Annotated in this window: 21 protein-coding genes; 7 read left to right on the top strand and 14 right to left on the bottom strand. The window is 57.6% G+C overall.

Annotated features, from left to right (window positions below):
• The first annotated feature begins 1,281 nt into the window (after window positions 1-1,281).
• From C814_RS10275 to C814_RS10260, 4 genes are all read left to right on the top strand, one after another.
• Window positions 1,282-2,421, top strand: coding sequence for an ABC transporter substrate-binding protein (locus tag C814_RS10275; protein ID WP_016317742.1), 1,140 nt, complete (start codon window positions 1,282-1,284; stop codon window positions 2,419-2,421).
• Entirely contained in the window at window positions 2,418-3,428 is a 1,011-nt protein-coding gene (locus C814_RS10270; protein WP_016317741.1) for a FecCD family ABC transporter permease, read from the top strand. The genes C814_RS10275 and C814_RS10270 overlap by 4 nt, the downstream gene beginning before the upstream one ends.
• Window positions 3,425-4,207, top strand: a complete 783-nt coding sequence (locus C814_RS10265; RefSeq protein WP_016317740.1) for an ABC transporter ATP-binding protein — start codon at window positions 3,425-3,427, stop codon at window positions 4,205-4,207. The genes C814_RS10270 and C814_RS10265 overlap by 4 nt, the downstream gene beginning before the upstream one ends.
• Window positions 4,208-4,278: 71 nt before the next feature.
• Window positions 4,279-4,791, top strand: a complete 513-nt coding sequence (locus tag C814_RS10260; RefSeq protein ID WP_016317739.1) for a GNAT family N-acetyltransferase — start codon at window positions 4,279-4,281, stop codon at window positions 4,789-4,791.
• 128 nt (window positions 4,792-4,919) lie between these two features.
• On the opposite strand, the gene C814_RS10255 is transcribed toward C814_RS10260, so the two are convergent.
• Together C814_RS10255 and eda are read right to left on the bottom strand one after the other, a co-directional pair.
• The gene (locus C814_RS10255) at window positions 4,920-5,942 is read right to left on the bottom strand and encodes a sugar kinase (RefSeq protein WP_016317738.1); all 1,023 of its coding nucleotides are present in this window, start codon (window positions 5,940-5,942) and stop codon (window positions 4,920-4,922) included.
• A gap of 45 nt (window positions 5,943-5,987) precedes the next feature.
• A complete protein-coding gene (gene eda, locus C814_RS10250) occupies window positions 5,988-6,956 on the bottom strand; it encodes a VOC family protein (protein ID WP_031219532.1) in 969 nt (322 codons plus the stop codon).
• A 231-nt stretch (window positions 6,957-7,187) separates the two neighbouring features.
• On the opposite strand from eda, the gene C814_RS10245 reads away from it, so the two are divergent.
• Entirely contained in the window at window positions 7,188-7,958 is a 771-nt protein-coding gene (locus C814_RS10245) for an IclR family transcriptional regulator (RefSeq protein WP_016317736.1), read from the top strand.
• A gap of 336 nt (window positions 7,959-8,294) precedes the next feature.
• Here C814_RS10245 and C814_RS10240 read toward each other — a convergent pair whose 3' ends face one another.
• From C814_RS10240 to gcvPA, 12 genes are all read right to left on the bottom strand, one after another.
• Window positions 8,295-8,636 carry a helix-turn-helix domain-containing protein gene (locus C814_RS10240; protein WP_016317735.1) on the bottom strand — a complete coding sequence of 114 codons (342 nt, stop codon included), beginning with the start codon at window positions 8,634-8,636 and terminating at the stop codon, window positions 8,295-8,297.
• 392 nt (window positions 8,637-9,028) lie between these two features.
• Window positions 9,029-9,802: a M23 family metallopeptidase gene (locus C814_RS22145; RefSeq protein WP_016317733.1), complete on the bottom strand. Its 774-nt coding sequence runs from the start codon at window positions 9,800-9,802 to the stop codon at window positions 9,029-9,031.
• Between the two features lie 134 nt (window positions 9,803-9,936).
• Window positions 9,937-10,362, bottom strand: coding sequence for a sulfite exporter TauE/SafE family protein (locus C814_RS10225; RefSeq protein ID WP_016317732.1), 426 nt, complete (start codon window positions 10,360-10,362; stop codon window positions 9,937-9,939).
• Window positions 10,359-10,709: a sulfite exporter TauE/SafE family protein gene (locus tag C814_RS10220; RefSeq protein ID WP_016317731.1), complete on the bottom strand. Its 351-nt coding sequence runs from the start codon at window positions 10,707-10,709 to the stop codon at window positions 10,359-10,361. The genes C814_RS10225 and C814_RS10220 overlap by 4 nt, the downstream gene beginning before the upstream one ends.
• Window positions 10,710-10,986: 277 nt before the next feature.
• Window positions 10,987-11,616 (bottom strand): uracil phosphoribosyltransferase, encoded by a 630-nt coding sequence (gene upp, locus C814_RS10215; RefSeq protein ID WP_022788299.1) that lies wholly within the window; start codon window positions 11,614-11,616, stop codon window positions 10,987-10,989.
• Window positions 11,617-11,659: 43 nt separating this feature from the next.
• On the bottom strand, window positions 11,660-12,097 hold the full coding sequence (gene rpiB / locus C814_RS10210) for a ribose 5-phosphate isomerase B (RefSeq protein WP_016317729.1): 438 nt from the start codon (window positions 12,095-12,097) through the stop codon (window positions 11,660-11,662).
• 12 nt (window positions 12,098-12,109) lie between these two features.
• Entirely contained in the window at window positions 12,110-12,814 is a 705-nt protein-coding gene (gene tsaB / locus C814_RS10205; protein WP_016317728.1) for a tRNA (adenosine(37)-N6)-threonylcarbamoyltransferase complex dimerization subunit type 1 TsaB, read from the bottom strand.
• Window positions 12,811-13,236, bottom strand: coding sequence for a tRNA (adenosine(37)-N6)-threonylcarbamoyltransferase complex ATPase subunit type 1 TsaE (gene tsaE / locus C814_RS10200; protein ID WP_016317727.1), 426 nt, complete (start codon window positions 13,234-13,236; stop codon window positions 12,811-12,813). The genes tsaB and tsaE overlap by 4 nt, the downstream gene beginning before the upstream one ends.
• A gap of 10 nt (window positions 13,237-13,246) precedes the next feature.
• Window positions 13,247-14,914 carry a formate--tetrahydrofolate ligase gene (locus tag C814_RS10195; RefSeq protein WP_016317726.1) on the bottom strand — a complete coding sequence of 556 codons (1,668 nt, stop codon included), beginning with the start codon at window positions 14,912-14,914 and terminating at the stop codon, window positions 13,247-13,249.
• Between the two features lie 276 nt (window positions 14,915-15,190).
• Window positions 15,191-16,345, bottom strand: coding sequence for an FtsW/RodA/SpoVE family cell cycle protein (locus C814_RS10190; protein ID WP_016317725.1), 1,155 nt, complete (start codon window positions 16,343-16,345; stop codon window positions 15,191-15,193).
• 221 nt (window positions 16,346-16,566) lie between these two features.
• Window positions 16,567-18,135, bottom strand: a complete 1,569-nt coding sequence (gene gcvPB / locus C814_RS10185) for an aminomethyl-transferring glycine dehydrogenase subunit GcvPB (RefSeq protein ID WP_016317724.1) — start codon at window positions 18,133-18,135, stop codon at window positions 16,567-16,569.
• A 12-nt stretch (window positions 18,136-18,147) separates the two neighbouring features.
• The gene (gcvPA, locus tag C814_RS10180; RefSeq protein ID WP_016317723.1) at window positions 18,148-19,539 is read right to left on the bottom strand and encodes an aminomethyl-transferring glycine dehydrogenase subunit GcvPA; all 1,392 of its coding nucleotides are present in this window, start codon (window positions 19,537-19,539) and stop codon (window positions 18,148-18,150) included.
• Between the two features lie 292 nt (window positions 19,540-19,831).
• Between gcvPA and C814_RS10175 the strand changes: the two genes are divergently transcribed.
• Window positions 19,832-21,562, top strand: coding sequence for a sigma-54 interaction domain-containing protein (locus tag C814_RS10175; RefSeq protein ID WP_016317722.1), 1,731 nt, complete (start codon window positions 19,832-19,834; stop codon window positions 21,560-21,562).
• 27 nt (window positions 21,563-21,589) lie between these two features.
• The gene (locus C814_RS10170; protein WP_016317721.1) at window positions 21,590-22,534 is read left to right on the top strand and encodes an AEC family transporter; all 945 of its coding nucleotides are present in this window, start codon (window positions 21,590-21,592) and stop codon (window positions 22,532-22,534) included.
• Window positions 22,535-22,626: the final 92 nt, after the last annotated feature.

The following is a 22,626-nucleotide window of genomic DNA, read 5'->3' as shown; positions in this document are numbered from 1 at the left end:
CGCCTGAATATCTCCGCACGCCATATACGAAATCTGAAAAGCGAAGATACTTCCGTTTCCGCCCCTCTTCTCTATAAAATCAGTCAGGAATTCCAAAAGCCTATGGAATACTTTCTTACCTTCCGGGAGGAGGATGACACAGCCGAATGAAACGAACCATACTTTGCAGGATAGATATACTGGCTAATGCCCTCATAGATATCTTCATCTATCGCAAACCAATGCGGGTCACTGAGATCATGATATATCCATCGCCCGATTATGGAGAGACGGGATATTACGTATGTCCGAAATGCAAAACCACCCTGGAGCGGGAATTTGTTCGTTTCTGCGACCGATGTGGTCAAAGGTTGGACTGGTCCGATTATCGAAATGCCAAACCTGTCTACCCCAGACCGCGCGTCAAATCTATGCCTGATAAAAGTTCATAAACATAAATAAGAACGCCCCTGAAGCGGAACCTTCTTTTGAAGGCGTACCCACTCCAGGGGCGTTCTTTCGCATTTATTTCTCTTTGTACTTTGCGGCCAGAGCTATCATCTCTGCGCACAGCGCGTCGTATCTCTCCTTGTAATTCGCCTCTGCGGGTAGTTTAGGTACCGCCAAATCGCTCTGTGCGCACCAACCACCCGGTGCGTTAACGATACTCTGCCCCTTTCCGGCAAACCAGACCTTGGATGGGTTAATCGTGCTGTCGGACAGACCTCCCGCCCTGGTGTACTCAGCCGAGGTGGCGGAACGATGGGCTGACGAACATTTCCCGACGCCGGCTTAGAACCTGTATTCATAATCAGGGGATGCCGGATGGGCGAGGGATTTTGCTGTCTTGCAAGGCGAAAAAACGCAGACAATACTTTGTGTATTGCAAGGTTTTTCAACGCGGCAGTCCGGCAAAAGGCCCGCTCAGACGGTGGCGAATGGTTGTGAATACGGGTTCTTATCGGCATAGAACTTGAATCTAGCTATTTCCAAATAGCCAAACAGCGCATTGAGTGTGCAGCAACCTGTAATTAAATAATAAAAGACGGCACTCGCTCGATTTTATTCGGTGGGTGCCGTCGCTTTTTATGGAGCTGTTTTTGGATTTTTATGCATAAATCAAACTGTTTGCAGCAACTCGTTTTTGCATTTAGTGTGCAAACTTTTTGTATTTACTATGCAAACTCACGCTGTTTTCGCAATTTGCATATGCGGGGATTGCGTTTTCTGACTCAAGATGATAGAATGAAACCGTTATATTTTTAAAAAGATAACGATTTCATTGAAAAGCAGAGGGATATCATGCAAAAACAAACTGAAATTTTCAAACGCGTCTGCGCCGGCCTTCTGGCCGCAGCACTTATGGTGACACTGGCGGCCTGCAAACCAGCAACACCAGCCGATGCCGGGCCCGCGCCGATGCCGGATGCGGCTGTTTCGAGCAAAAGCCTGACGGAGGCGGACAGAGGTGAACCGGACGCCGCATCTGGTTCTTCCTCCGGGACGGAACAGACAGATGCAATCACAGTCACCGACCACCTGGGGCGTCAGGTTTCGTTTGAATCCCCGGCTGAACGGATTGTGAGCGGGTACTATATCACTACCTCGATGCTGATTGCGCTCGGTCTTACCGACCGCGTGGTTGGGGTCGAAGCCAAGGCCGATACCCGCCCAATCTATGCGTTAGCAGCCCCGGATCTGCTTTCCCTTCCCAATGTCGGCTCCGCCAAGGAATTCAATCTGGAAGGGTGCATCGCGCTCGAACCGGACCTGGTAATTCTGCCGGTCCGGCTGAAAGACAGCATCTCCGCACTGGAGGAGGTGGGGATTCCCGTGATTGGGGTCAACCCGGAGGATCAGGAGTCTCTGATGGAGACGATCAGGATGATTGGCAGAGCAGCAGATGCGGAGGAACGTGCATCCGCGCTGATTTCGGACTACGAGGACAAGCTGACACAGGTGCAGCAGATCGCCGCAGAGGACCCGGTTGAAACGACGGTCTATCTGGCTGGAAACAGCAGTTTCCTTTCGACCGCTACCGCAAAGATGTACCAGAACAGCCTGATTGAAGCCGCAGGGGGAACCAACGCTGCCGCAGAGATCGACGATACCTATTGGGCAACCGTCTCCTATGAGCAGCTTCTCGCCTATGATCCGGACCGGATCGTGCTTGCATCGGATGCAAGCTACACAAAGGAGGATCTGCTCTCCGACCCGCAGCTTGCAGCTCTAAAAGCAGTTCAGAATCGGGCTGTCTACCAGTTCCCAGATGCATTTGAGGCATGGGATTCGCCGACCACCTCCAGCGCCCTTGGGATGCTCTGGATGTCCAGCCTGCTGCATGAACAGGCATACCCGCTCGAGCAGATGCGGGAGGATGCTGCCGCATTTTATCAGCAGTTCTACGGCATTTCAATCGACACCGAGGAAATCACCCGATGACGCCTGGAACAGCCACCCACAGCAAAGACCTGCTATGCTTTCTCGCAGTCCTCGCCCTTGTGGGGACTGCTTTTCTTGTCTCGCTCTGTGTGGGAGCCTACCCAATCCCGCTCACCGAGCTGATCGGGCTGGTATCCGGCAAAGCGGTCAATCCCACGGCGCGCAGCGTCTTTTTTACCCTGCGTCTGCCGCGTACGTTCATGGCCGCTGCCGCCGGGTTCGGGTTAAGCCTGTCAGGCTCGGTGTTCCAGACCGTCTTTCGGAATCCGCTCGCCTCCCCGGATCTCATCGGGGTTGCTTCGGGTGCAAGCATGGGTGCGGCATATGCAATCGTTTTCTGGGGCGGCGGGATGGCGGCAGTCTCGATGAGCGCCTTTGCGGGCGGGATGCTCGCTGCGGTCCTGCTGCTCGGGCTGGTAGGGCTCTCGCGCAGGCGCGGAATGGCGACCTTTGTTCTGGCGGGCATTGTACTCAACACGTTGGCGCAGGCCGCGGTGATGACCGTCAAATTTCTGGCCGACCCCGAACGGCAGCTCTCGACCATCGAATTTTGGACAATGGGCAGTTTCTCGAACGTCACCGCCGGAAAGGTGCGTGCGATACTGCCGATCCTGCTGGCCGGAGCACTCGGGCTGTACCTGCTGCGCCGGCAGACCACCCTCCTTTCGCTGGACGAGGATGAAAGCCGGATGCTTGGGGTGCGCACCACCCTGGTGCGGTATGGAGTGCTTCTCTGCGCAACCCTGCTGGTTTCAGGGATCGTCTGTGTTTCAGGGCTGATCGGCTTTGTGGGCCTGATCGCACCTCATATCGGTCGAATGCTTCTGAAACGGAACAATTTTGACACAGCGGTATTCAGTGGGCTGGTAGGCGCTGCGCTTCTGCTCGCCGCCGACTGTCTCGCCCGCACCTGCTCGGCGGGCGAACTGCCGGTGAGCATCCTCACTTCGGCGCTCGGCGCGCCGTTCCTCGCCTACCTGCTGATCCGGAAGGGGGACACGATATGAACCCACCAATCCTGCTGGAGGCCGAACGGGTCCGGGCCTGTTACGGAAGCCGGGAGATCATCCGGTCGGCGGACCTGCACCTGCGGGAGGGGGAACTGGTTGCGCTGCTCGGGCTGAACGGTTCGGGAAAAACCACCCTGCTCCGGTCTCTCTGCGGGCTGCACAGACTTTCGGGCGGGCGATGCCGGGTGCGCGGGATCGACTGCGCCGCCCTTCGGGAAAAAGCCCGCGCCCGTCTGATCTGCTATATGCCGCAGCGCAGCGGCGCAGTCTATTCGATCCGGACGGAGGAAGTCGCGCTGATGGGATGCAACCCCCGCCTTCCGCTGTTCGGGATGCCGGGAGAAGGAGACCGAAAACGGGTGCGCAGCATTTTTGAACAGCTGTCGATTGCACATCTGTGGGGAAGCGACTTCCTGCATCTGAGCGAGGGACAGAAACAGCTTGTCATCCTCGCGCGGGCGATCGTGCAGGATGCACCGGCCATGCTGCTGGACGAACCGGACAGCGCGCTCGATTTTGTCAACCGGCATCTGGTATTCACGCAGATTCGGTCGGTGGTGCAAGGCGGCGGACGGTGCGGACTGGTCACGATGCACGACCCAAACTTTGCACTGGCCTATTGCGACCGGATTCTGTTCCTTCAGAACGGCAGCATCTGTGGAGAGGTCGAAGTAGCGCGGGCCAGCCGCAGCGGCCTGCAAACTGCGCTTTCCCAACTTTATGGAAACGTCGAGGTTCTGGAATATGCGGGCGGATATGCCGTGGTGAAATCCTGATCCCCTGCTGTGGCGTTTCATGCGGAGAAAGGGCACCGGCAGACGGCCGGAACAAGAAAGGAGCAAGAACGATGCTATTGGAAACCGAGCGGTTATCCCTGCGGGAGATGACACAGGCGGACTACCCGTCTCTTTGCCGGATTTTACAGGACGAACAGGTCATGTATGCCTACGAAGGTGCATTCAGCGATGCGGAGATACAGGAATGGCTGGACCGGCAGATCTCCCGCTATCAGAAATGGCAGTTTGGCCTGTGGGCGGTCATCCTCAAGGAAACAGGGGAACTGATCGGGCAGTGCGGGCTTACAATGCAGCCATGGAAAAACCAGGAGGTGCTTGAGATCGGCTATCTATTCCAGCGGGCCTATTGGCACCAAGGCTATGCCACAGAGGCGGCCGAGGCGTGCAAGGAATATGCCTTTGAGGTGCTGCACGCGGATGAGGTCTGCTCAATCATCCGCGATACCAACACCGCTTCGCAAAGGGTCGCCATTCGCAATGGAATGGCGGTAGCGGACTCCTGGGTCAAACGGTATCGCGGCATAGATATGCCCCATGACCGCTATGTCGTGACCCGCGGTTAACCGCACCCTGCCCATCCGGCTTTTGGTTTGTGATACAAGTTTTGGCCGGACAGACTGAAATCCGCCGGGCGCTTGGCCGCCCGACGGATTCAAAGTGATTAAAGTGGGAGCATGGTAAAAGGAAGCGGTTATCTCTGGACACGGCCGGAACCATCGCCACCGGCCAGCTTTTTGACCTCGTCCACCGAGACCTGGTTGAGGTCTCCCTCGATGGTATGCTTGAGGCAGCTCGCTGCAACCGCAAATTCAATCGTATCCTGTGCGCTGCAGCCGTTCATGCAGGCATAGATCAGGCCCGCGCCAAAGCTGTCGCCGCCGCCTACGCGGTCGACAATGTGAATCAGATAATTCTTGGAGAAGAAGTATTCGCCGTCAGTATAGAGCATAGCAGCCCAGTTGTTGTCATTGGCCGAGATCGAACCGCGCAGGGTGATCGCAACCTTCTTGAAGCCGAACTGGTCGGCCAGCTTTCTGGCAACATCCTTATAGCCCTCGTGGTTGACCTTCCCGGTAGTGACGTCGGTGTTGTCCGCCTTGATGCCAAACACATCCGAGGCGTCCTCCTCGTTGGCGATGCAGACGTCGACATACTCCATCAGGCCCGCCATCACCTGTCCGGCCTTCTCCCGGGTCCAGAGGTTCTTGCGGTAGTTAAGGTCGCAGGAAACGGTAATCCCCTTCGATTTAGCAGCCTTGCAGGCTTCCAGGCAGATCTGCGCAACGTTGTCGCCCAGCGCCGGGGTGATGCCGGTGAAGTGGAACCACTCGACCCCCTCAAAGATTTTATTCCAGTCGAAATCAGCGGATTCCGCCTTCGCGATCGCAGAGCCTGCGCGGTCATAGATGACCTTGGACGGACGCTGGGAAGCGCCCTTCTCGAGGAAATAGATGCCTACCCGGTCGCCGCCGCGGGTAATCATCGAGGTATCCACGCCATAGCGGCGCAGCTCATTGATAGCCGCCTGTCCAATCTCGTGCTTGGGCAGCTTGGTGACAAACGCCGCGTCCATGCCATAGTTGGAGAGCGAAACCGCGACGTTCGCCTCCCCACCGCCGTAGGTTGCGCCGAGGGTCGAAGCCTGTACGAATCTATAGTAGCCTTCGGGAGCAAGACGAAGCATGATCTCTCCGAATGTGACAATTTTGCCCATAACGTTCTGTCTCCTTTTGATTTTGAAATTTTAAAACCGGAAGGTTTATTTTTTCTTCTGTACCAGATGGATTGCAAATCCTGCGATCTCGTCCTTGAGGTAGATCGCCGCAGTTTTGCCCTTGGCATCCTTCTTGGCGGTATCGGGATTGAATGCGAAGCCCTGGCGTTCCAGGTAGGCAACCGCGCGGTCAACCGAATTGGCCGCAATCGCGATATGGCCGTTTTTGCCGAGGTACGGCGTTTTCATAACCTCGACATACTTATCCGCAAAGATCGAGCTGTTGCCCGGCTTGACCGCGAACCCAAACAGCGCTTCAAACATCTTCGCAGCCTTGAGCGCTTCCTCCTCGTTCTCCGCATTGATGCCGATATGCGCCAGCTCAAAGCCGAGCATATTGCGCACCGCTTCCTGGCAGAGCGCGGTAATCTCGTCAAACCGGCCTTCGTCGATCAGGTCCGCCTTGACCATCCAGGAGCCGCCGCAGCAAAGGATCTTGTCAAACGCCAGATAGCTGTTGAGGTTGGAGGCATTGACGCCGCCGGTCGGCATAAACTTCATATTGACATAAGGGGCGGCAATCGCCTTGATATAGTTGATGCCGCCCGCCTGCTCCGCAGGGAAGAATTTGACCACATCGAGCCCGAGCTGGATCGCCTGTTCCACATCGGAAGGATTGGCGCATCCGGGCGTGACCGGGATTCCCTTTTCGACACAATAGGCCACGACCTTGGGATTCAGGCCCGGGCTGACAATGAATTTTGCGCCCGCATCGATCGCGCGGTCAACCTGCTCGGTGGTCAGGACAGTGCCCGCACCGACCAGCACATCCGGGACCTCTTTCGCAATCCGGCGGATCGCCTCTTCGCCCTGTGCGGTACGGAAGGTCACTTCGGCGCAGGGAAGGCCGCCTTGCTTCAATGCCTTGGCCAGCGGGACCGCCTTGTCCACATCGTCAATTTTGATTACGGGTACAATGCCAATCTTGGAGAGCTGTTCCAGAACTGCATTCATCTGCTTCACCTCATACTTGTTCATTTTGGTTCCGTTTCTTTGTTTCATAATGCAAAACCATGTTCCGTATTACGGTCTATACCCCTATTATAGCCTTTTTTTCACAGTTTGCAAGAGATTTTATGAAAACAGTAAAAAATTTTTCCACAAAAATGCTTGCTTTTTTTGCCTTTCATGTGTAGAATAAAACCATATTTCGTATTATGAAACTCTTGAAAGGAACTGCCTTTTATGGAAAATCAACCTGCTGTACAATCACTCGAGCGTGCATTCAGACTGATCGAACTGCTTTCGCATAATCCGGATGGGATGCCGCTTATGGAGCTGTCCTGCACATCCGGCCTGCACAAAAGCACCGTTCACCGCTTGCTTGCTTCGCTGTCGCAGCTCGGCTATGTGAAAAAGGACGAGTCGAGCGGCCGTTACCGGCTGACCCTCAAGCTGTTCGAATTGTCCGGCCGGGTGGTGGACAGCATCGACGTGCTGGGGCTTGCCAAAGCGCCGCTTGAGCAGCTCCGCAACGCCACCCAGGAGGCGGTGCATCTGGTGATCCGGGAGGGGATCGAGATTGTGTATATCCACAAGGTCGAGAGCCGCAGCGGGTCGATCCGGATGTTTTCCCGGCTGGGGATGCGCCGTCCACTCTACTGCACCGCGGTGGGAAAGAGCATCCTTGCCACCATGCCGGATGATGAAGTCACGCAGATTTGGAACCGCAGCGACATCCACGCCTATACTGAACACACGATCACCGATCTGAGCCGGTTATTCCGGGAGCTGGACCAGATTCGGCAGTGCGGATACGCATTTGACAACGAAGAGAATGAGCTGGGGGTCCGGTGCATCGGCGCCGCAGTCCGGGACTATACCGGACGTGGAAAAGCCGCCATTTCGGTTTCCGCTCCGCTCGCTCGCATGACCGATGAACGGGTGCGGCTGCTTGTCCCGCAGCTGCTCGCCGCAGCGCAACAGATCTCGACCGACCTCGGCTTCTCCCGCTAACCCCCTTTGGGCAAATAGTTCCCCGGGCTTTGCCGCCGGTTTCAGCGCCGATGGCCTGTCCCGCCGTTTCGGCGGAACACTGGGGCGTGCCTGAATTCCATCGTGAGAACTGTTGGGTCGCCGTGTCCTGCCTGAGACAAAGAGAGGCTTTTAGCAGGTGAAAAAGACCCCTTACGGAACCTTCCGTTCTATCTTTCCCCGTTTCCGCCTTTTCAAACCCTGCGAACTTGGAATCTGTCTCTGTCGTCGTTTGGGCAGGTCTTTTCCAGCCTACAGAAGAAACCGCCTTTGGAAAAGACAAGACCCGGGCACACCAACGTGTGCTCGGGTCCTTTTTTACGGTTCGCCGCGCCGCCGTTCCGCGACAAGCAGGTCGATAAAACCGTCTACCAACCGCCGCTCCTGCGGGGTACATCCCTCCAGTTTGCGCAGGATGTCCTGGGTCAGATAGGCGCGGCTCCTGGTTTCGGTGCCCAGCAGGAGCGCATCGGGCGTCACATCGAGCGCATTGCACAGCTTGACCACCGTTTCCAGGCTGGGGATCGAACGGCAGGTCTCAATATGCGAGATGAAATTGTTGGTGACATCCGCACGCTCCGCAAGTTTTTCCTGTGTAAGGCCGCGTTTTTTCCGGATCGCGGCGATCCGTCTGCCGAAAACAGCGTAATCTATCTGCACAAAAGATTCCTCCCAATTTAAGCATAATGCAAAAAAAGAGATATGTTCCAGGAACTAAAACTAAAATCGTACTTGTATTTATAATTATTGTGCATTATAATAAGATCGTACTTTTCATCATAGTTGGGAGGCAATGGGATGCGGAAGCTGTTGGTTGCACTGCTGGGCTGTGCAATATTAGCGGCTGCGGAGAGGGTGCCGGCAGAACAACCCCGCCAATCAAAAGAGGCGCCTGTCTGCTGCGTGGTTATGCGCAGGGCCGAGGGAACCGTCTGTTCCCGCCTTGTAAGAATTCCGGATGGCCGGTTGCGCTTCGAAAAATTCCAAATAGAATAGTAGAGCGATCTTACAACTATTTGTTATAAGATCGCTCTGTGATTTTTGAAACCCTGTCATCCAGAGACTTTTCCCATCGTTTTCAGGGGGTCGACCCACTGGTTGGTAGAGCGCATCGCGAAATGCAGATGCGGGTCGAGGGCAATTTCTGCCGGAATCTCTCCAACAGTACCGATGACCTGCCCGACCTTCACCGCGTCCCCTTCCTTGACGGAAACTTCTTTCGCCAGTCCGCAATAGACCGAGGTGATGTCGTTTTCATGGAGCACCTCAATGGTCATCCCCATCAGAGGGTCGTCGTGCACTGTGGTCACCTTCCCGTCGCAGACCGATTTTACCTCGGTCCCCTTTGCCGCCTTGATGTCGATGCCGTCATGGGTGCGCCACTCCTTGAGGGTGATATTTTTCACCAGCTCACCATTGCTGTACGGCGCGAAAATTTCGCCGGAGATCGGCAAGATGAAAGAGGAAGGCTGCGGCGTTGGCTGTGCGGCGACCGGCTCGGATTGCTTTTTTGGTGCGGAAGAAGCCGCGGACGAGGACGAACGCGCAGTAGAGGAGGAAGACGAGGCGGACGGTTTGTTCACGCCGCTCTGCGCTTTTCCGGCTTCCTCCAAATCGGGGAAACCGTAGGTCGGCTCCGGCTGGCTGGAAGCGGACTGCTGTTCGATAATCCGGTTGTTGTTGTCGTCGATCCGGTCGATCGTCCGGTCGACAGCCACCCACGCCGCCGTACCCGCGCCCATCACGCAGATGGCCAGCGCGACATAGAAACCTTTGCCCGCCATGAATTTGCTGAATTTGCTTTTGGGATTATAAGAGTCGTTCATTGTATGGTTACACCTCCGGTATTATTTTGAACGTCTGCAAAAGGATTATCCTCGAAGCGTTTGAAAAACAAGCTTGATTTTTTGGGATTCTGCTTCGGATGCTACCGTCAGGCCGCTTTCTGCGGGATTCCTTTCTAAGATGAGTTTGACCCTGTCCGGGGGGTGTTATACCTGCTGTGGGAATTTTCCTCTTTCCTTTTTTTAGAGAATCCGAACGAAAGCTCCCGCAGCCCGATGACCAATAACAGAAGGGCAAACGCCTTGGAAAGCAGGCCGGTCCCGAGCAGCCTGCCGCACCAGACCCCCAGCAGCACGCCGGGCAGGCCGGTCAGTACACAGAGTCCGGCAGCTTTCCAGTCGATCAGATGGTTTCGCGCGTGCAGCAGGATCGAAAGCAGCGCAATCGGCAGGAAAAACAGCAGGTTGATCCCCTGTGCGGTGAGCTGGTCGCAGCCGCCGTATACCCGCAGATAGAGCAGAAGCACCGCACCCGCACCCATGCCGAGCGCGCCGAGCAGCCCGCTGGCGAGGGATACGGCCGCAATCCAAAGCCAGCTCATTGCAGGAGCAGACGCGCAGCGGAATAAAGTACCAGCGCGCCGAAGATGCGGTGAAGCCAGACGGTTTTGACCCTCGGGAGCAGCCAACCGCCAACCGCTGCCCCGACAAGCCCCAGCGGGATATAGGGGAGCGCCTGTGCAAGCCGGATGCTCCCCATCGAGAGGTAGAGCAGGCTGCTTGCGATCGAAAGCGGCAGGATCACCGCGATGGAGGTTGCATGGGAACGCTCCGGGGGAAGTCCGTCCCGCTGGAGCATCGGCACGACAACCATACCGCCGCCTGCACCAAAAAGCCCGTTTAAAAAGCCTGCGGCACTGCCGGTCAGGAGAAATCGTATCTGTTTCATCTGGACACCTCTTTTTCAAACAGCCTTTGCATATAAAAAATGCAGAGTGAAACTAGTGTTTCACTCTGCATCTGGAAATATTCTGTTTTTCGAAATCTGCCGGGGCAGAAAAACGGGCGGATTCCGGCAACATGCAAAGGGGGCTTTTCTTTTACCACCCTTTGAACAGCAACCCACCCGAATTAACTGCCGCCGCACTGCGAGCCACAGCGAGCGCCAAAGGCGGATGAAGCATTGGAACAGCCGCATTCAGGCATCCGGAGGTCAGGCCCAACCTTTATTTGGTTCCGAAGATGCGGTCGCCCGCATCGCCCAGCCCCGGAACAATATATTTGTTCTCGTTCAGGCGGTCGTCAAGCGCGCCGCAATAGATCTGCACATCCGGATGTTTCCCGGCCAGCGCTTCGATCCCCTCGGGCGCGGCGATGATGCACATAAACTTGATATTGGAGCAGCCTCGCTTTTTCAGCTGGTCGATCGCATCAACCGCGGACCCGCCGGTCGCGAGCATCGGGTCGAGGACGATGACATCCCGCTCCTCGATGTCCGCGGGCAGCTTGCAGTAATACTCCACCGGCAGATGGGTTTCGTGGTCGCGGTACATCCCGATATGCCCGACCTTGGCAGCCGGAACCAGCTTGAGCAGGCCGTCAACCATCCCCAGCCCTGCCCGCAGAATCGGGATAAACGCGACCTTGCGCCCCGAAATCACGTTTGCTTTCGCGATGCAGATAGGGGTCTCGATCTCGATCTGTTTGACCGGCATGTCGCGGGTCGCCTCATAGCACATCAGCATGGCGACCTCGTTAATCAGCTCGCGGAATTCCTTCGAGCCGGTGTTCTTGTCCCGCAGGAGGGTGACCTTGTGTTGGATCAGCGGATGGTCCATAATAAACGGTTTCAACATCATCATTACCCCTTACAGCTTGATTTCATGTGGTTTCGAGCGTTCAACGGTTTTCAAGCGCGGCAACTTTGTCGATCCGGCGCTGGTGGCGGCCGCCCTCAAACGCGGTATGTAAAAAGACGTCGACCAGCTCGATTGCCAGCCCGGCGCCTACCACCCGTCCGCCAAGGCAGAGGGCGTTCGCGTCGTTGTGCATACGGGTGTATTTCGCGCTGAAATAGTCGGAGCAGCAGGCCGCCCGAATCCCCTTGATCTTGTTCGCCGCCATCGAAATCCCGATACCGGTGCCGCAGAAGAGGAGCGCTTTCTCACAGGCCCCGGATACAACCGCGTCACAAGCGGCTGCGGCCATGTCCGGATAATCGCAGGACGCGCCGTCGAGCGTACCGAAATCGTGATAAGGGATCTTCTGTTCCTCCAGCCATTGTTTGACCTGTTCTTTCAGCGCAAAGCCGCCATGATCCGCTGCCAGTGCGATCATAAGATTCCACCCCTAAACTGATTGTTGTTTTGCGAGCAGTTCCCGCTCCGCCTGCGGCAGACGCAGGTAGGCCGGGGCGAGCTGTTCGGCGGAAACGGTGTATCCCAGCCTGGCCGCACGCTGTGCCGCGAGCGCAAGCGCGCCCGCATGGGTATAACGCAGGGTTGGCGGGGCGAGCCGCAGGAGAGGCAACCGTTCGTTAAGCATATTATAACACATTTCCGCCCCATCTCCAACCAGAAATACGGCTTTTTTCTCATTTTTCAGACGTTGTTCGAGCTGGGCAATCGGGATCGCCTGATCCGGCTCAAGCCGGTCCAGGGTTTCCCCCTCCCAGCGGAAGAGCGCCGTATAAACCTGGGCGCAGCGCGCATCCAGTACCGGGGCGACCAGCATCTCCTGTCCCCAAAACTGGAAAGCGAGCGCCTCCAGGGTAGAAACACCGACACATGGTTTTCCCAGCGCATGCGCCATCCCTTTGACCGCCGAAAGCCCGATCCGCAGCCCGGTAAACGAACCGGGGCCGGTCGTGACCGCAAACAGGTCGACCTCCGAAAGCGCGGTATGGGTCTGGTCGAGCAGGTTCTGCACCATCGGCAGGATGGTCTGTGAATGGGTCAGTTTCACATTGGTGAAAAACTCCCCCAACAGCCGGCTGTCCTCCAACAGGGCGCAGCCTGCCGACTGGGACGAAGTATCCATCGCCAGAATTCTCAAATCTCTTCCCCCTCAATCGTCAGCTCGCGGGTATTGTCGTCCAGCCGCGCAAAGGACAGCCGGATTGCGCCCGGCGGCAGGGCGGATTCAATCTGTTCGCTCCACTCGATCAGCAGGACCCCATCCTGTTCCAGATAGTCGAAGAAACCGGTCGAATAGAGGGAATCGAAATCCGAAACACGATACATATCGAAATGATAGAGCGGAATATTCCCATCTGTATATTCCTGCACCAGCGCAAAGGTGGGGCTGGACACCTCGTCCGACAGCCCCAATCCACGCGCCAGCCCATGCGCAAACACCGTTTTTCCCATCCCCATCCCGCCGAAGCAGGCGATCACATCGCCAGGCCGGAGCCTTTTGGCAAACCGCTCCGCAAACTGTTCTGTTTCCTCCGCCGAATGGCTGGTAAACCGGATCACAGCGGCCCCCTCAGAACAGGCCGGAGATCTGTCCGGCGGCATCCACGTCGATCTGGTGGGCGGCGGGCGCTTTCGGCAGACCGGGCATGGTCATGATGTCGCCGGTGAGCGCAACGATGAACCCAGCGCCTGCACTCAGCCGCAGGTCCTTAACGGTGATCGTAAAACCGGCCGGGCGTCCGAGCCGGGAAGGATCGTCCGAGAGGGAATATTGGGTCTTGGCCATGCAGACCGGCAGCCCCGCCTTGCCGAGCGCTTCGATCTCGGCGAGCCGTTTTTCCGCCGCGGCGGTGTAGTTGACCCCATCCGCACCATAAATTTCGGTTGCAATTTCCGCGATCTTCTCCTTGACCGGCAGATCAATATCATAGAGGAGCCGGAACTGGGAGGGCTGTTCGCAGGCTTCAACGACCGCCTTCGCCAGCTCCACGCCGCCTTCGCCGCCCTTGGCAAACACTTCCGACAGCGCAAACCGGCAGCCGGCCTGGGCGCAGAAATCGGAAAGCAGCTTCACTTCTTCGTCCGAGTCGGTCAGGAACCGGTTGATTGCCACCACGACCGGAACCCCGTATTTCTGCATATTTTCCACATGCTTGGCAAGATTGGGCAGGCCGCGTTTGAGCGCTTCCACATTCGGCTCGCCGGTCTGGGCCTTGGGGACGCCTCCGTTATACTTGAGCGCACGCATGGTCGCGACCAGCACGACCGCAGAGGGGGCAAGCCCCGCATACCGGCATTTGATGTCGAAGAACTTTTCCGCGCCCAGATCGGAGCCGAATCCCGCTTCGGTGATCGTATAGTCGGCGAGCTTGAGCGCGAGCCTGGTTGCACGCACCGAGTTGCACCCATGCGCGATATTGGCAAACGGCCCGCCATGCATCAGGGCGGGGGTATTCTCGAGCGTCTGGACCAGATTGGGCTTGAGCGCGTCCTTGAGCAGGGCGGTCATTGCACCGCTTGCGTGCAGGTCACGCGCATAGACCGGTTGATTACCATAGGTATAAGCAACCAGAATTTCTCCCAAACGTTTTTTCAAATCCTCGAGGTCGGAAGCAAGGCAGAGGATCGCCATCACTTCGGATGCAACGGTAATCAGGAAGCCATCCTCGCGCGGCACCCCATTGACCTTGCCGCCCAGCCCGACAATTACATTGCGCAGGGCGCGGTCGTTCATGTCGAGGCAGCGTTTGAAAAGGATGCGGCGCGGGTCGATCCCAAGCTCGTTGCCCTGCTGGAGATGGTTGTCGATCAGCGCGCAGAGCAGGTTGTTCGCAGCGGTGATCGCGTGCATATCGCCGGTGAAATGCAGGTTGATGTCCTCCATCGGCACCACCTGCGCATAGCCGCCGCCTGCCGCCCCGCCCTTGATCCCGAACACCGGGCCGAGCGAAGGCTCCCGCAGCGCGATAATCGCCTTTTTTCCGATCTTCTCCATCGCCTGGCCAAGCCCCACCGTAGTGGTGGTCTTGCCTTCGCCCGCGGGCGTGGGGTTGATCGCGGTCACCAGCACGAGCTTGCCGTCCGGACGTCCGGAAAGCCGGCTGAAAATTTCCTCCGATAATTTTGCTTTGTACCGTCCGTAAGGCTCCAGTTCCTCCGGCTGTACGCCCAGCCGGTTCGCAATCTCGCTGATTGGAAGCATCTCAGCCGACTGCGCAATTTCAATATCCGATTTCATGGGAAAAACCTCCTTCTATTTTCTATCAAACCAGCAGAACAAAACATTTCATCCACCTTGTCAAAAAGGTAGATGAACGCCTCATCCGGTGAATTGCCTTTGAAAGCGCCCTAGAACCCGTATTCACAACCATTCGACACCGTCTGAGCGGGTCTTTTGCCGGCCTGCCGCGTTGAAAAATCTTGCAATACACAAAGTATTGTCTGCGTTTTTTCGCCTTGCAGGGCAGCAAAATCCCTCGCCCATCCGGCATCCTCTGATTATGAATACAGGTTCTTACTCGCTGAACAGATTTTTGGGAGCCTCCATATAGACTGAAAGCACCAGCCCCAGCCCCAGATAGCTCGCCAGCACCGAGGAGCCGCCCGCCGAAAGGAACGGCAGGGTAATCCCGATGACCGGAAGCACCGAAAGACACATCCCGATGTTGATGACCGACTGGGCGGCAATCATCGAAAACACGCCCACACAGATCAGCCGGCCCTGCAAATCCTCGGCACACTGGGCGTCCGACAGGATTTTCACCACCAGTGAGATCAGCACAAGGACCACCGCCAGCGCACCGACAAAGCCGAGCGATTCCCCAATAAAGGAAAAGATAAAATCGTTCTGCGCTTCGGGGACATAGTGGTGGTTTTCCGAGAAGATGCCCTTCCCCCAAATCTGCCCCGAGCCGATCGCCAGCTTGGCGCGGTACTGTTGATAATAAGTGCCCTGCGTATCCGCGGCGGTGGGGCTGAACAGGATCAGAAACCGCTGTTTCTGGAAATCATTGAGCACAAAAAACCAGATCAGTGGGATTCCAATGACCGATCCGCCGACTGCGGCCAGCACATAAAACCAGTGGATCCCCGCTGCAAACAGCATCCCGATGAAGATGAACGCAAACACAAGCGCCGTCCCATCATCTCCCTGCATGTGGATCAGCAGGATAGGCGCCGCCCCGTGGACGCAGAGCGCCAGAATGGTTTTGGGGTCGTCCATCACGTCGCTGACCACATGCAGATGGTAGGCGAGGGTCAGGATGAACGACAGCTTGAGGAATTCCGCCGGTTGGATGGTCATACTGGTGAACGGTATCCTGATCCAGGACTTGTCCCCCTGCCGGTCCGCCGCCCCAATGCCGATCAGGAAGGTGAGCAGCACAAACGCATAAGCAACCGGGGCATGGAGCTTCCAGAGCCGGGTGAGCGCATGGTAATCAAACTTTGAGAGGATCAGCGCACAGAGCACTCCCACCGCAGTTGCACCGAACTGCACCCCGACGATCCGCATGGTTTGCAGGCCGTAGTCATAGGGCGCCCAGACGCCGGAATGGACAATCCCGGAGAGCAGGAGCATACTGAACCCTGAAAGCCCCAAACAAAGCAGCCAAAGCCAGCCATCGGTCTGGCGGATATATCCGTAGAGGATGCGAAACAGTTTTTTCATCTTATAATTCCCTTACCGGCTGCCCAGATACCTGACAGCTGAATTTCTGAATTTTGACTGCGGCGCAGGCAGCCCGCAAACCGACCGGTTCGTCAGACCTTATTATACCGGAAACCGCAGGGCAATTCAAGCCAAACGCCCAAACGACTGCTTTTCTGCGAAAAGAAAAAGACGCGCAAAGCGCGTCTTTTGTAGAGAGCCAGCAAAAAAAGGGTTGGCGGTCACTGGTATTTTTTCAGGTACATCTTCCAGGTAACGGCCCATTTGGCGGGATCATCCATCCCGGATTCGTCGATCTGGTGGACGGTGCTCCGGTGCGGCGCGGTCTTGACCACCTCCGGGTTCTCGCGGCACTCGCTGAAGATGTATTTCATCGTTTCAACATACTCGTCGATATCCGCCTTGGACGGGGTTTCGGTCGGCTCAAGGGTGATCGGCTCAGGCAGGTAGTAGGGGTGGTGCGAGGTCCAGTAGTGGAGCCCAAAGTCCATCGCGCGGCGCTGGATGTCGCCGGTCGAAACGCCGGTCTCCTCGTATACCTTCTCCATCGTGTAGCGGGCCTGCTCGACACGCTGGTTGTTGCCGTCGCAGTAATAGGCACCGATCCCCGGAATTTCGAGCATCTTTTTGAACAGGTAGTTGTTGTTCAGCACCGCGGTTTTGGCGACCTGATACAGCCCCTCGCCGCCGAGCGAACGGATCCACGCATAGGCGCGCAGGACAACCTGTGCCACCCCATAGAACGAGCGGATTTTCCCCACGCCAAACGCCTTGTCGGCAAACCCATAGTCGAGGAAATAGCGCTCCCCGTCAAACCCGACGAGCGGGGCGGGCAGGAACGGCACCAGTTCCTGGGAGACGCCGGTCGCGCCGCAGGCCGGGCCGCCGCAGCCATGCGGGGAAGAAAAGGTCTTGTGCAGGTTGAAAAAGCACAGATCGAAGCCGGCTTCCCGCGCGCGGGTGACGCCGAGCAGGCCGTTGGCATTCGCCTGGTCGTAGGCGCAGAGGCCGCCGTGTTCGTGCACATAGGCGGTAAACGCCTGCACCTGCCCATTATAGACGCCGGTGTCCTCCGGATTTGCCACAATATAGGCGGCGGTGCGCTCGGAAACAGCTGCTTTCAGCGTCTCCATGCTGGGCAGGCCGGTTTGAGGGTCAGGCTGGAGATAGATCACCTTGAACCCGTTCATCACCGGGGCGGCCGCATCGGACGGATGCGAATACAGGGTGGTGATGATCTCGTCGCGCTGTTCCCCGCGGCTCTCAAAATAGGCCCGGATGACCGAAGCCATCGCAAGAATCCCCTGCGAGCCGCCGCCCGGCTGGAAGGTGAACCGGTCCATCCCGGAAATCTCGCACATATACCGGTCGGTCTGATAGTAGATTTCGAGCATCCCCTGTACGGTAGACGGGTCCTGAAGCGGGTGCAGCTCCTGCACGCCGCGGGCGAGCTGCTCGTTGACCTTGGGGCTGTATTTCATCGTGCAGGTACCCTGCCCGATCTCAATGTTGACATCCGCGCCGAGTACCTGCTGGGACAGGCGCAGATAGTGGCGGAGCACCCGGTTCTGGGAAATCTCGGGCAGGTTGACCCGGTTTTTGCGTTTCATGCCTGCGGGCAGCGCGCCAATCCCCTCGACCTGCGAGGCGACCTCTTCGCTCGCCTGCGGCACAAGGATGCCGCGCTCGCCGGGGGTACTCAGCTCATAGATCACTGGTTCATCCCACTTGGCCTGATGGAAGTGCTCTCTGACCTTTGCGGACCGATCAATTCTGTTCACAATACTCATCCCTTTCTCGATTTATCGGGCCGCCTGCGCGACCGCAGACACCAGCCGTTCGATGTCGTCCTGTGTGTGGATTTCGGTCACGCAGTAGAGGGCCGACTGTCCAAACTGCGGGAACTCGTTTGAAAGGTCCTTCCCGCCAAAGATACCCTGTGCCAGCAGCGACCGGTTGATCTCGGCGACCGTCTTTCCGGTCTCGGAGAAGTCAACCACAAACTCTTTGAAGAAGCAGCTCCCAAACCGGTTCACCCGGATGTTCGGCAGCTCGGCCAGCTTTTTGGCTGCGTACTGGGCGTTATACAGGATTGTTTCTCCAACCTCTTCCATCCCTCTGGGGCCCATCGTGGCGAGATAGACCCCCGCAGTGATCCCCCAGAGCGCGCTCTGTGTGCCGACATACTCCTTGCCATGCTCGCGGTGGTGGCCGAACGAGGTTCGGTCATACGCGACGTCGCCGAAGCCGTACTCGCCCGGCTGGCTGGTCGGGGCAATGCCGAACAGGCGGGAGGGGAACTCCATGACGAATTTTTCCTCGTCGCGGGTGGCCATAAAGCCCGACTGCCCGCCGCCGTAGTTCATATGGATGCCAAGCGGCTGGAGATCGCCGCAGACGATGTCCGCGCCATAGGAAGGAGGTGTTGCCAGCACGCCCAGCGAGATCGGGTCCACGCCGACCAGGCTCAGTCCGCCCGCCGCATGTATCAGGTCGGAAATCTCCTGCCCATGCTCCTCGATGACGCCGAGATAGCCCGGGTTTTCAATGTAGACCCCCGCTGTGTTGGAATTCACCTTGGATTTCAGGTCGTCGAGGTCGATCTGCCCCTTGCCGTTGCAGTTTACCCGGACAAACCGGACGCTCGCGCGGCAGTAGTTTTCCATGACCGCGAACTTTTCCGGGTCGATCAGCGTGGGGACGATCACCTCGGTGCGGTTTGTGATCCGCTGCGCCATCCGCGCGGTGGTGGCAGCGGCCTGTGCCCAGTCCATCGTCGGGACGTTGACCACCTCCATGTCCACCAGCTCTGCGACCATGCTCGCATACTCAAAAAGCGACTGGAACCGCCCCAGCTCGTTGTACGGCTCGCCGCCGTAGCCGGTCAGGAACTCGCCGCGGGAGTTGACCTCGTCGCAGAGCGCGGGGACATAGTGCTGCCAGCAGCCCGCGCCGAGAAAGTTCAGGTTCTTTTTGCAGTCGGTGTTTTTGCCGAGCAGACCTTCAACATGCCGGCGCAGCTCGTATTCCGAACCGAACGCGCGGGGCAGCTTCATGGTATCTTTGAGTTTGAGCGCGTCCGGGACATTTTTATGCAGCTCCTCCAGCGAGGCCAGGCCGATCTCGCGGAGCATCTCCGCCTGAATTTCCGGTGCGGAGTTGGGGATATAGGGGTGGTTGTCGAAACCTTTCATGGGGAAAAGCCCTCCTTTTTCATCCTTTTTGCGATGCTGTACCCGATCCATGCCGGATATGGGGTCCTGATTGTCTGAAAAAGAATAAAGCAATATTCGTGCCAAACCGTAAAAACACACAAAATCGCCGTAAACAGGGGATTTTATGTGGGCGCCGCTCTTTTTTTGCCAGATGGTTGTCAAACAGATTGCCAGATGGCAAATCCGGCAGATGCCTTGACAGAATTGTCAAACCGGATAAAATGTACTATATAAGAGGAAGCGCTTAACAGAATCCGGGAGGGGGTGCGGGATGAACCGTCTGGGGGAGGTAAAACAGCCGATCGAACGGCTGATTAACGGCGCTGCCAATGCGCTGAAAGCGGAGGCCGCGGTATTTGACAGCGGCTCCAACCTGATCTGCGGCACGCCGGTCTATCTCAAAAAAAAGGGGAAGGCGGTGCATAGCCCCTCGATCAATGAGGTGATGAACTATGGCAGCGTGCTGGTCAATACGCCCGGGGAGATGCAGACCTGTGTTGGCTGCCGGTTTAAGGACAACTGCCCTGCAACCGTCGAGCTGCTCTGCTGCATCAAGGCGGACGGCGCGGTGATCGGCGTAGTCACCCTGACCTCGTTCACCAGGGAGGGGCACGCCCGGATCAGCGGGAATACCCAGACCTATCTGGACGCATTGACCGAGCTTGCCGGGCTGATCGGCGGGCTGGTGCGCAGCCGGGAGGGGCTGGCGCAGACAGGCAGCTTTGAGATGTTGGTGCAGGAGGCGTTCAACGTCTCCCGGGACCCATTGCTGCTCGCGGATTCCAACGGGGTCATCACCCAGTATAACGAAGCGGCGGCGCACAGCCTCAGCTTTTGCAGGCTCTCGACCGCTTCCCTGCGGCACATCCTGCCGGAAACTACGGTGCGCAAGGTGCTGCGGGGGATTGTGTTCCAGGAAAAAGAGGTTTCAATGGGCGGGTTCCGCGCCAAGCTCACCACCCGGCCGATCTACGTGGACCGGGAGCTGATGTCGGTAGCGGTGCGGTTTTCGGACGAGACCTACGGCCCGGAAAACCAGCCGGACTATGTGAGCCGGATCATCGGGACCAGCCCGGAAACCCAGCAGCTCCAGCGGATGATCCGCCGGCTCGCGGACAGCCCGACCCCGATCCTGATCTGCGGGGAGACCGGCACCGGAAAGGAGCTGGCTGCCCGCGCCATCCACGAGCAGAGCAGCCGCCGGAAATACCCGTTTGTGGCGGTCAACTGTTCCAGCGTGCCCGAAACCCTTTTCGAGAGTGAGCTGTTTGGCTATGAGGAGGGCGCGTTCACCGGGGCGAAGAAGGGCGGCAAGATCGGGAAGATCGAGATGGCGCAGGGCGGCACCCTGTTCCTCGACGAGCTGGGGGAACTGCCGCTCTCAATGCAGCCCAAACTGCTGCGGGTTTTGCAGGAGTACGAGTTGGAGCGGGTGGGATCGGCTGAAAAAATCCCGCTCAATATCCGGGTGATCGCGGCGACCAACCGCGACCTGTCCGAGATGATCGCGGACGGGCGGTTCCGGGCGGACCTCTACTACCGGATCGGTGTCATCAACCTCGAGGTGCCCCCGCTGCGCCAACGCACCAGCGACATCCTGCCGATCGCCGCCCATTGCCTGGAATCCCTCCGGCAGCGGATGAATACCCCTGTGAAGCGGTTTGACGAGCAGGTGGAGCGGCTGTTCCTGAGCTACGAATGGCGGGGGAATGTCCGGGAGGTGCAGAATGTGGTGGAATATACCGTCAACCTCTGCGAGAACGAGGTCGTGACCGTCGAGGACCTGCCGCCCAGTATGCGCGACCGGAGCGGACGGATGCAGGCTGCAACCGAAAAAAAGCTGCTCCAGATCGAGGAGCAGAAACGGATTCAGGATCTGCTGGACCAGTTTGGGTATACGCTGGAGGGGAAAACGCAGATTGCCAAGGCGCTTGGGATCAGCCTGCGCACCCTCTACCGGAAGCTCGAACGGCTTGGGACCCAGGGGACTCCGGACAACTGACCGGACTCTGTCAACGGAGGAAACAACATGGAACATCTGGCTACATCGGTAAACGTCGTTCTTCCGCTTTTTCTGCTGATGCTCTCGGGCAAGCTGATGAAACGGATCAACCTCTTTGACCAGCGCACCCTCGACATTATGAACAAGGTCACCTTCAGGACCTTCCTGCCGGTTTCGCTCGCCATGAGCATCTATAACACCAGCCACGAAAATATGGCGCAGCCGTCCTTTCTGGCGTTTGCCTTCGCGGGAACGGTACTCGTCTGCCTCATCATGCTCGTGATCATCCCGCGGATCGAGCCGGAAAACGCCCGCCGCGGGGTGATGATACAGGGGATCATGCGGGGCAACTCGGTGATCTTTGGCCTGCCGATCGGGATGATCCTCTGCCCCGACGAGGTCGGGACGGTTGCGCTGGCAGTTGCGGTCGTGGTCCCGACCATCAATATCCTGTCGGTGGTCGTCCTCGAGATCTTCCGGGGACAGAAGCCCGCCCCACGCAAAATCCTGCGGGGCATCCTGCACAACCCGCTGGTGATCGGCTCTGCCATCGGCCTGCTGTTCTGGGAGCTGAAAGGGCTGGGCATCGGGATTCCGCAGGCAGTCTATACCGCGCTCAGCGATTTCGGGAAGCTCGGTACCCCGCTCGCGCTGATTATCCTCGGCGCTTCGGTCGACTTCGGCCTGCCGCGCAGCCACAAGCGTCAGCTCCTGATCGTGCTTGTCGCGCGGCTGGTACTGGTGCCGGTGGCCGGTGTGGCCGCCAGCATCGCGGCGGGCTATCGGGGCGCCGAACTGGTCGGGCTGCTGATCGCGTTCGGCGCGCCCACAGCGGTCAGCTCGTTCACCATGGCGCAGGAGATGGGCGGCGACAGTGAGCTTGCTGGACAGATCGTGGTCTGGACCACCGCCGGTTCCCTCGTGACCATGTTTGTCTATGTCTTTCTGCTCCGCTCTCTGGGGTTCATCTAGGGTTTTGGGGAAAGATGGAAAACCAGCATTCGTATGAATACAGGTTCTAAAACAGATTGGATAAAATCAATTTTATAAAACAAAAAGGAGAA

The organism is Anaerotruncus sp. G3(2012) (genome assembly GCF_000403395.2).
Classification (GTDB): Bacteria; Bacillota; Clostridia; order Oscillospirales; family Ruminococcaceae; genus Anaerotruncus.
The sequence above is the reverse complement of the archived record's forward strand: the minus strand, read 5'-3'. Positions and strand labels throughout refer to the sequence as shown.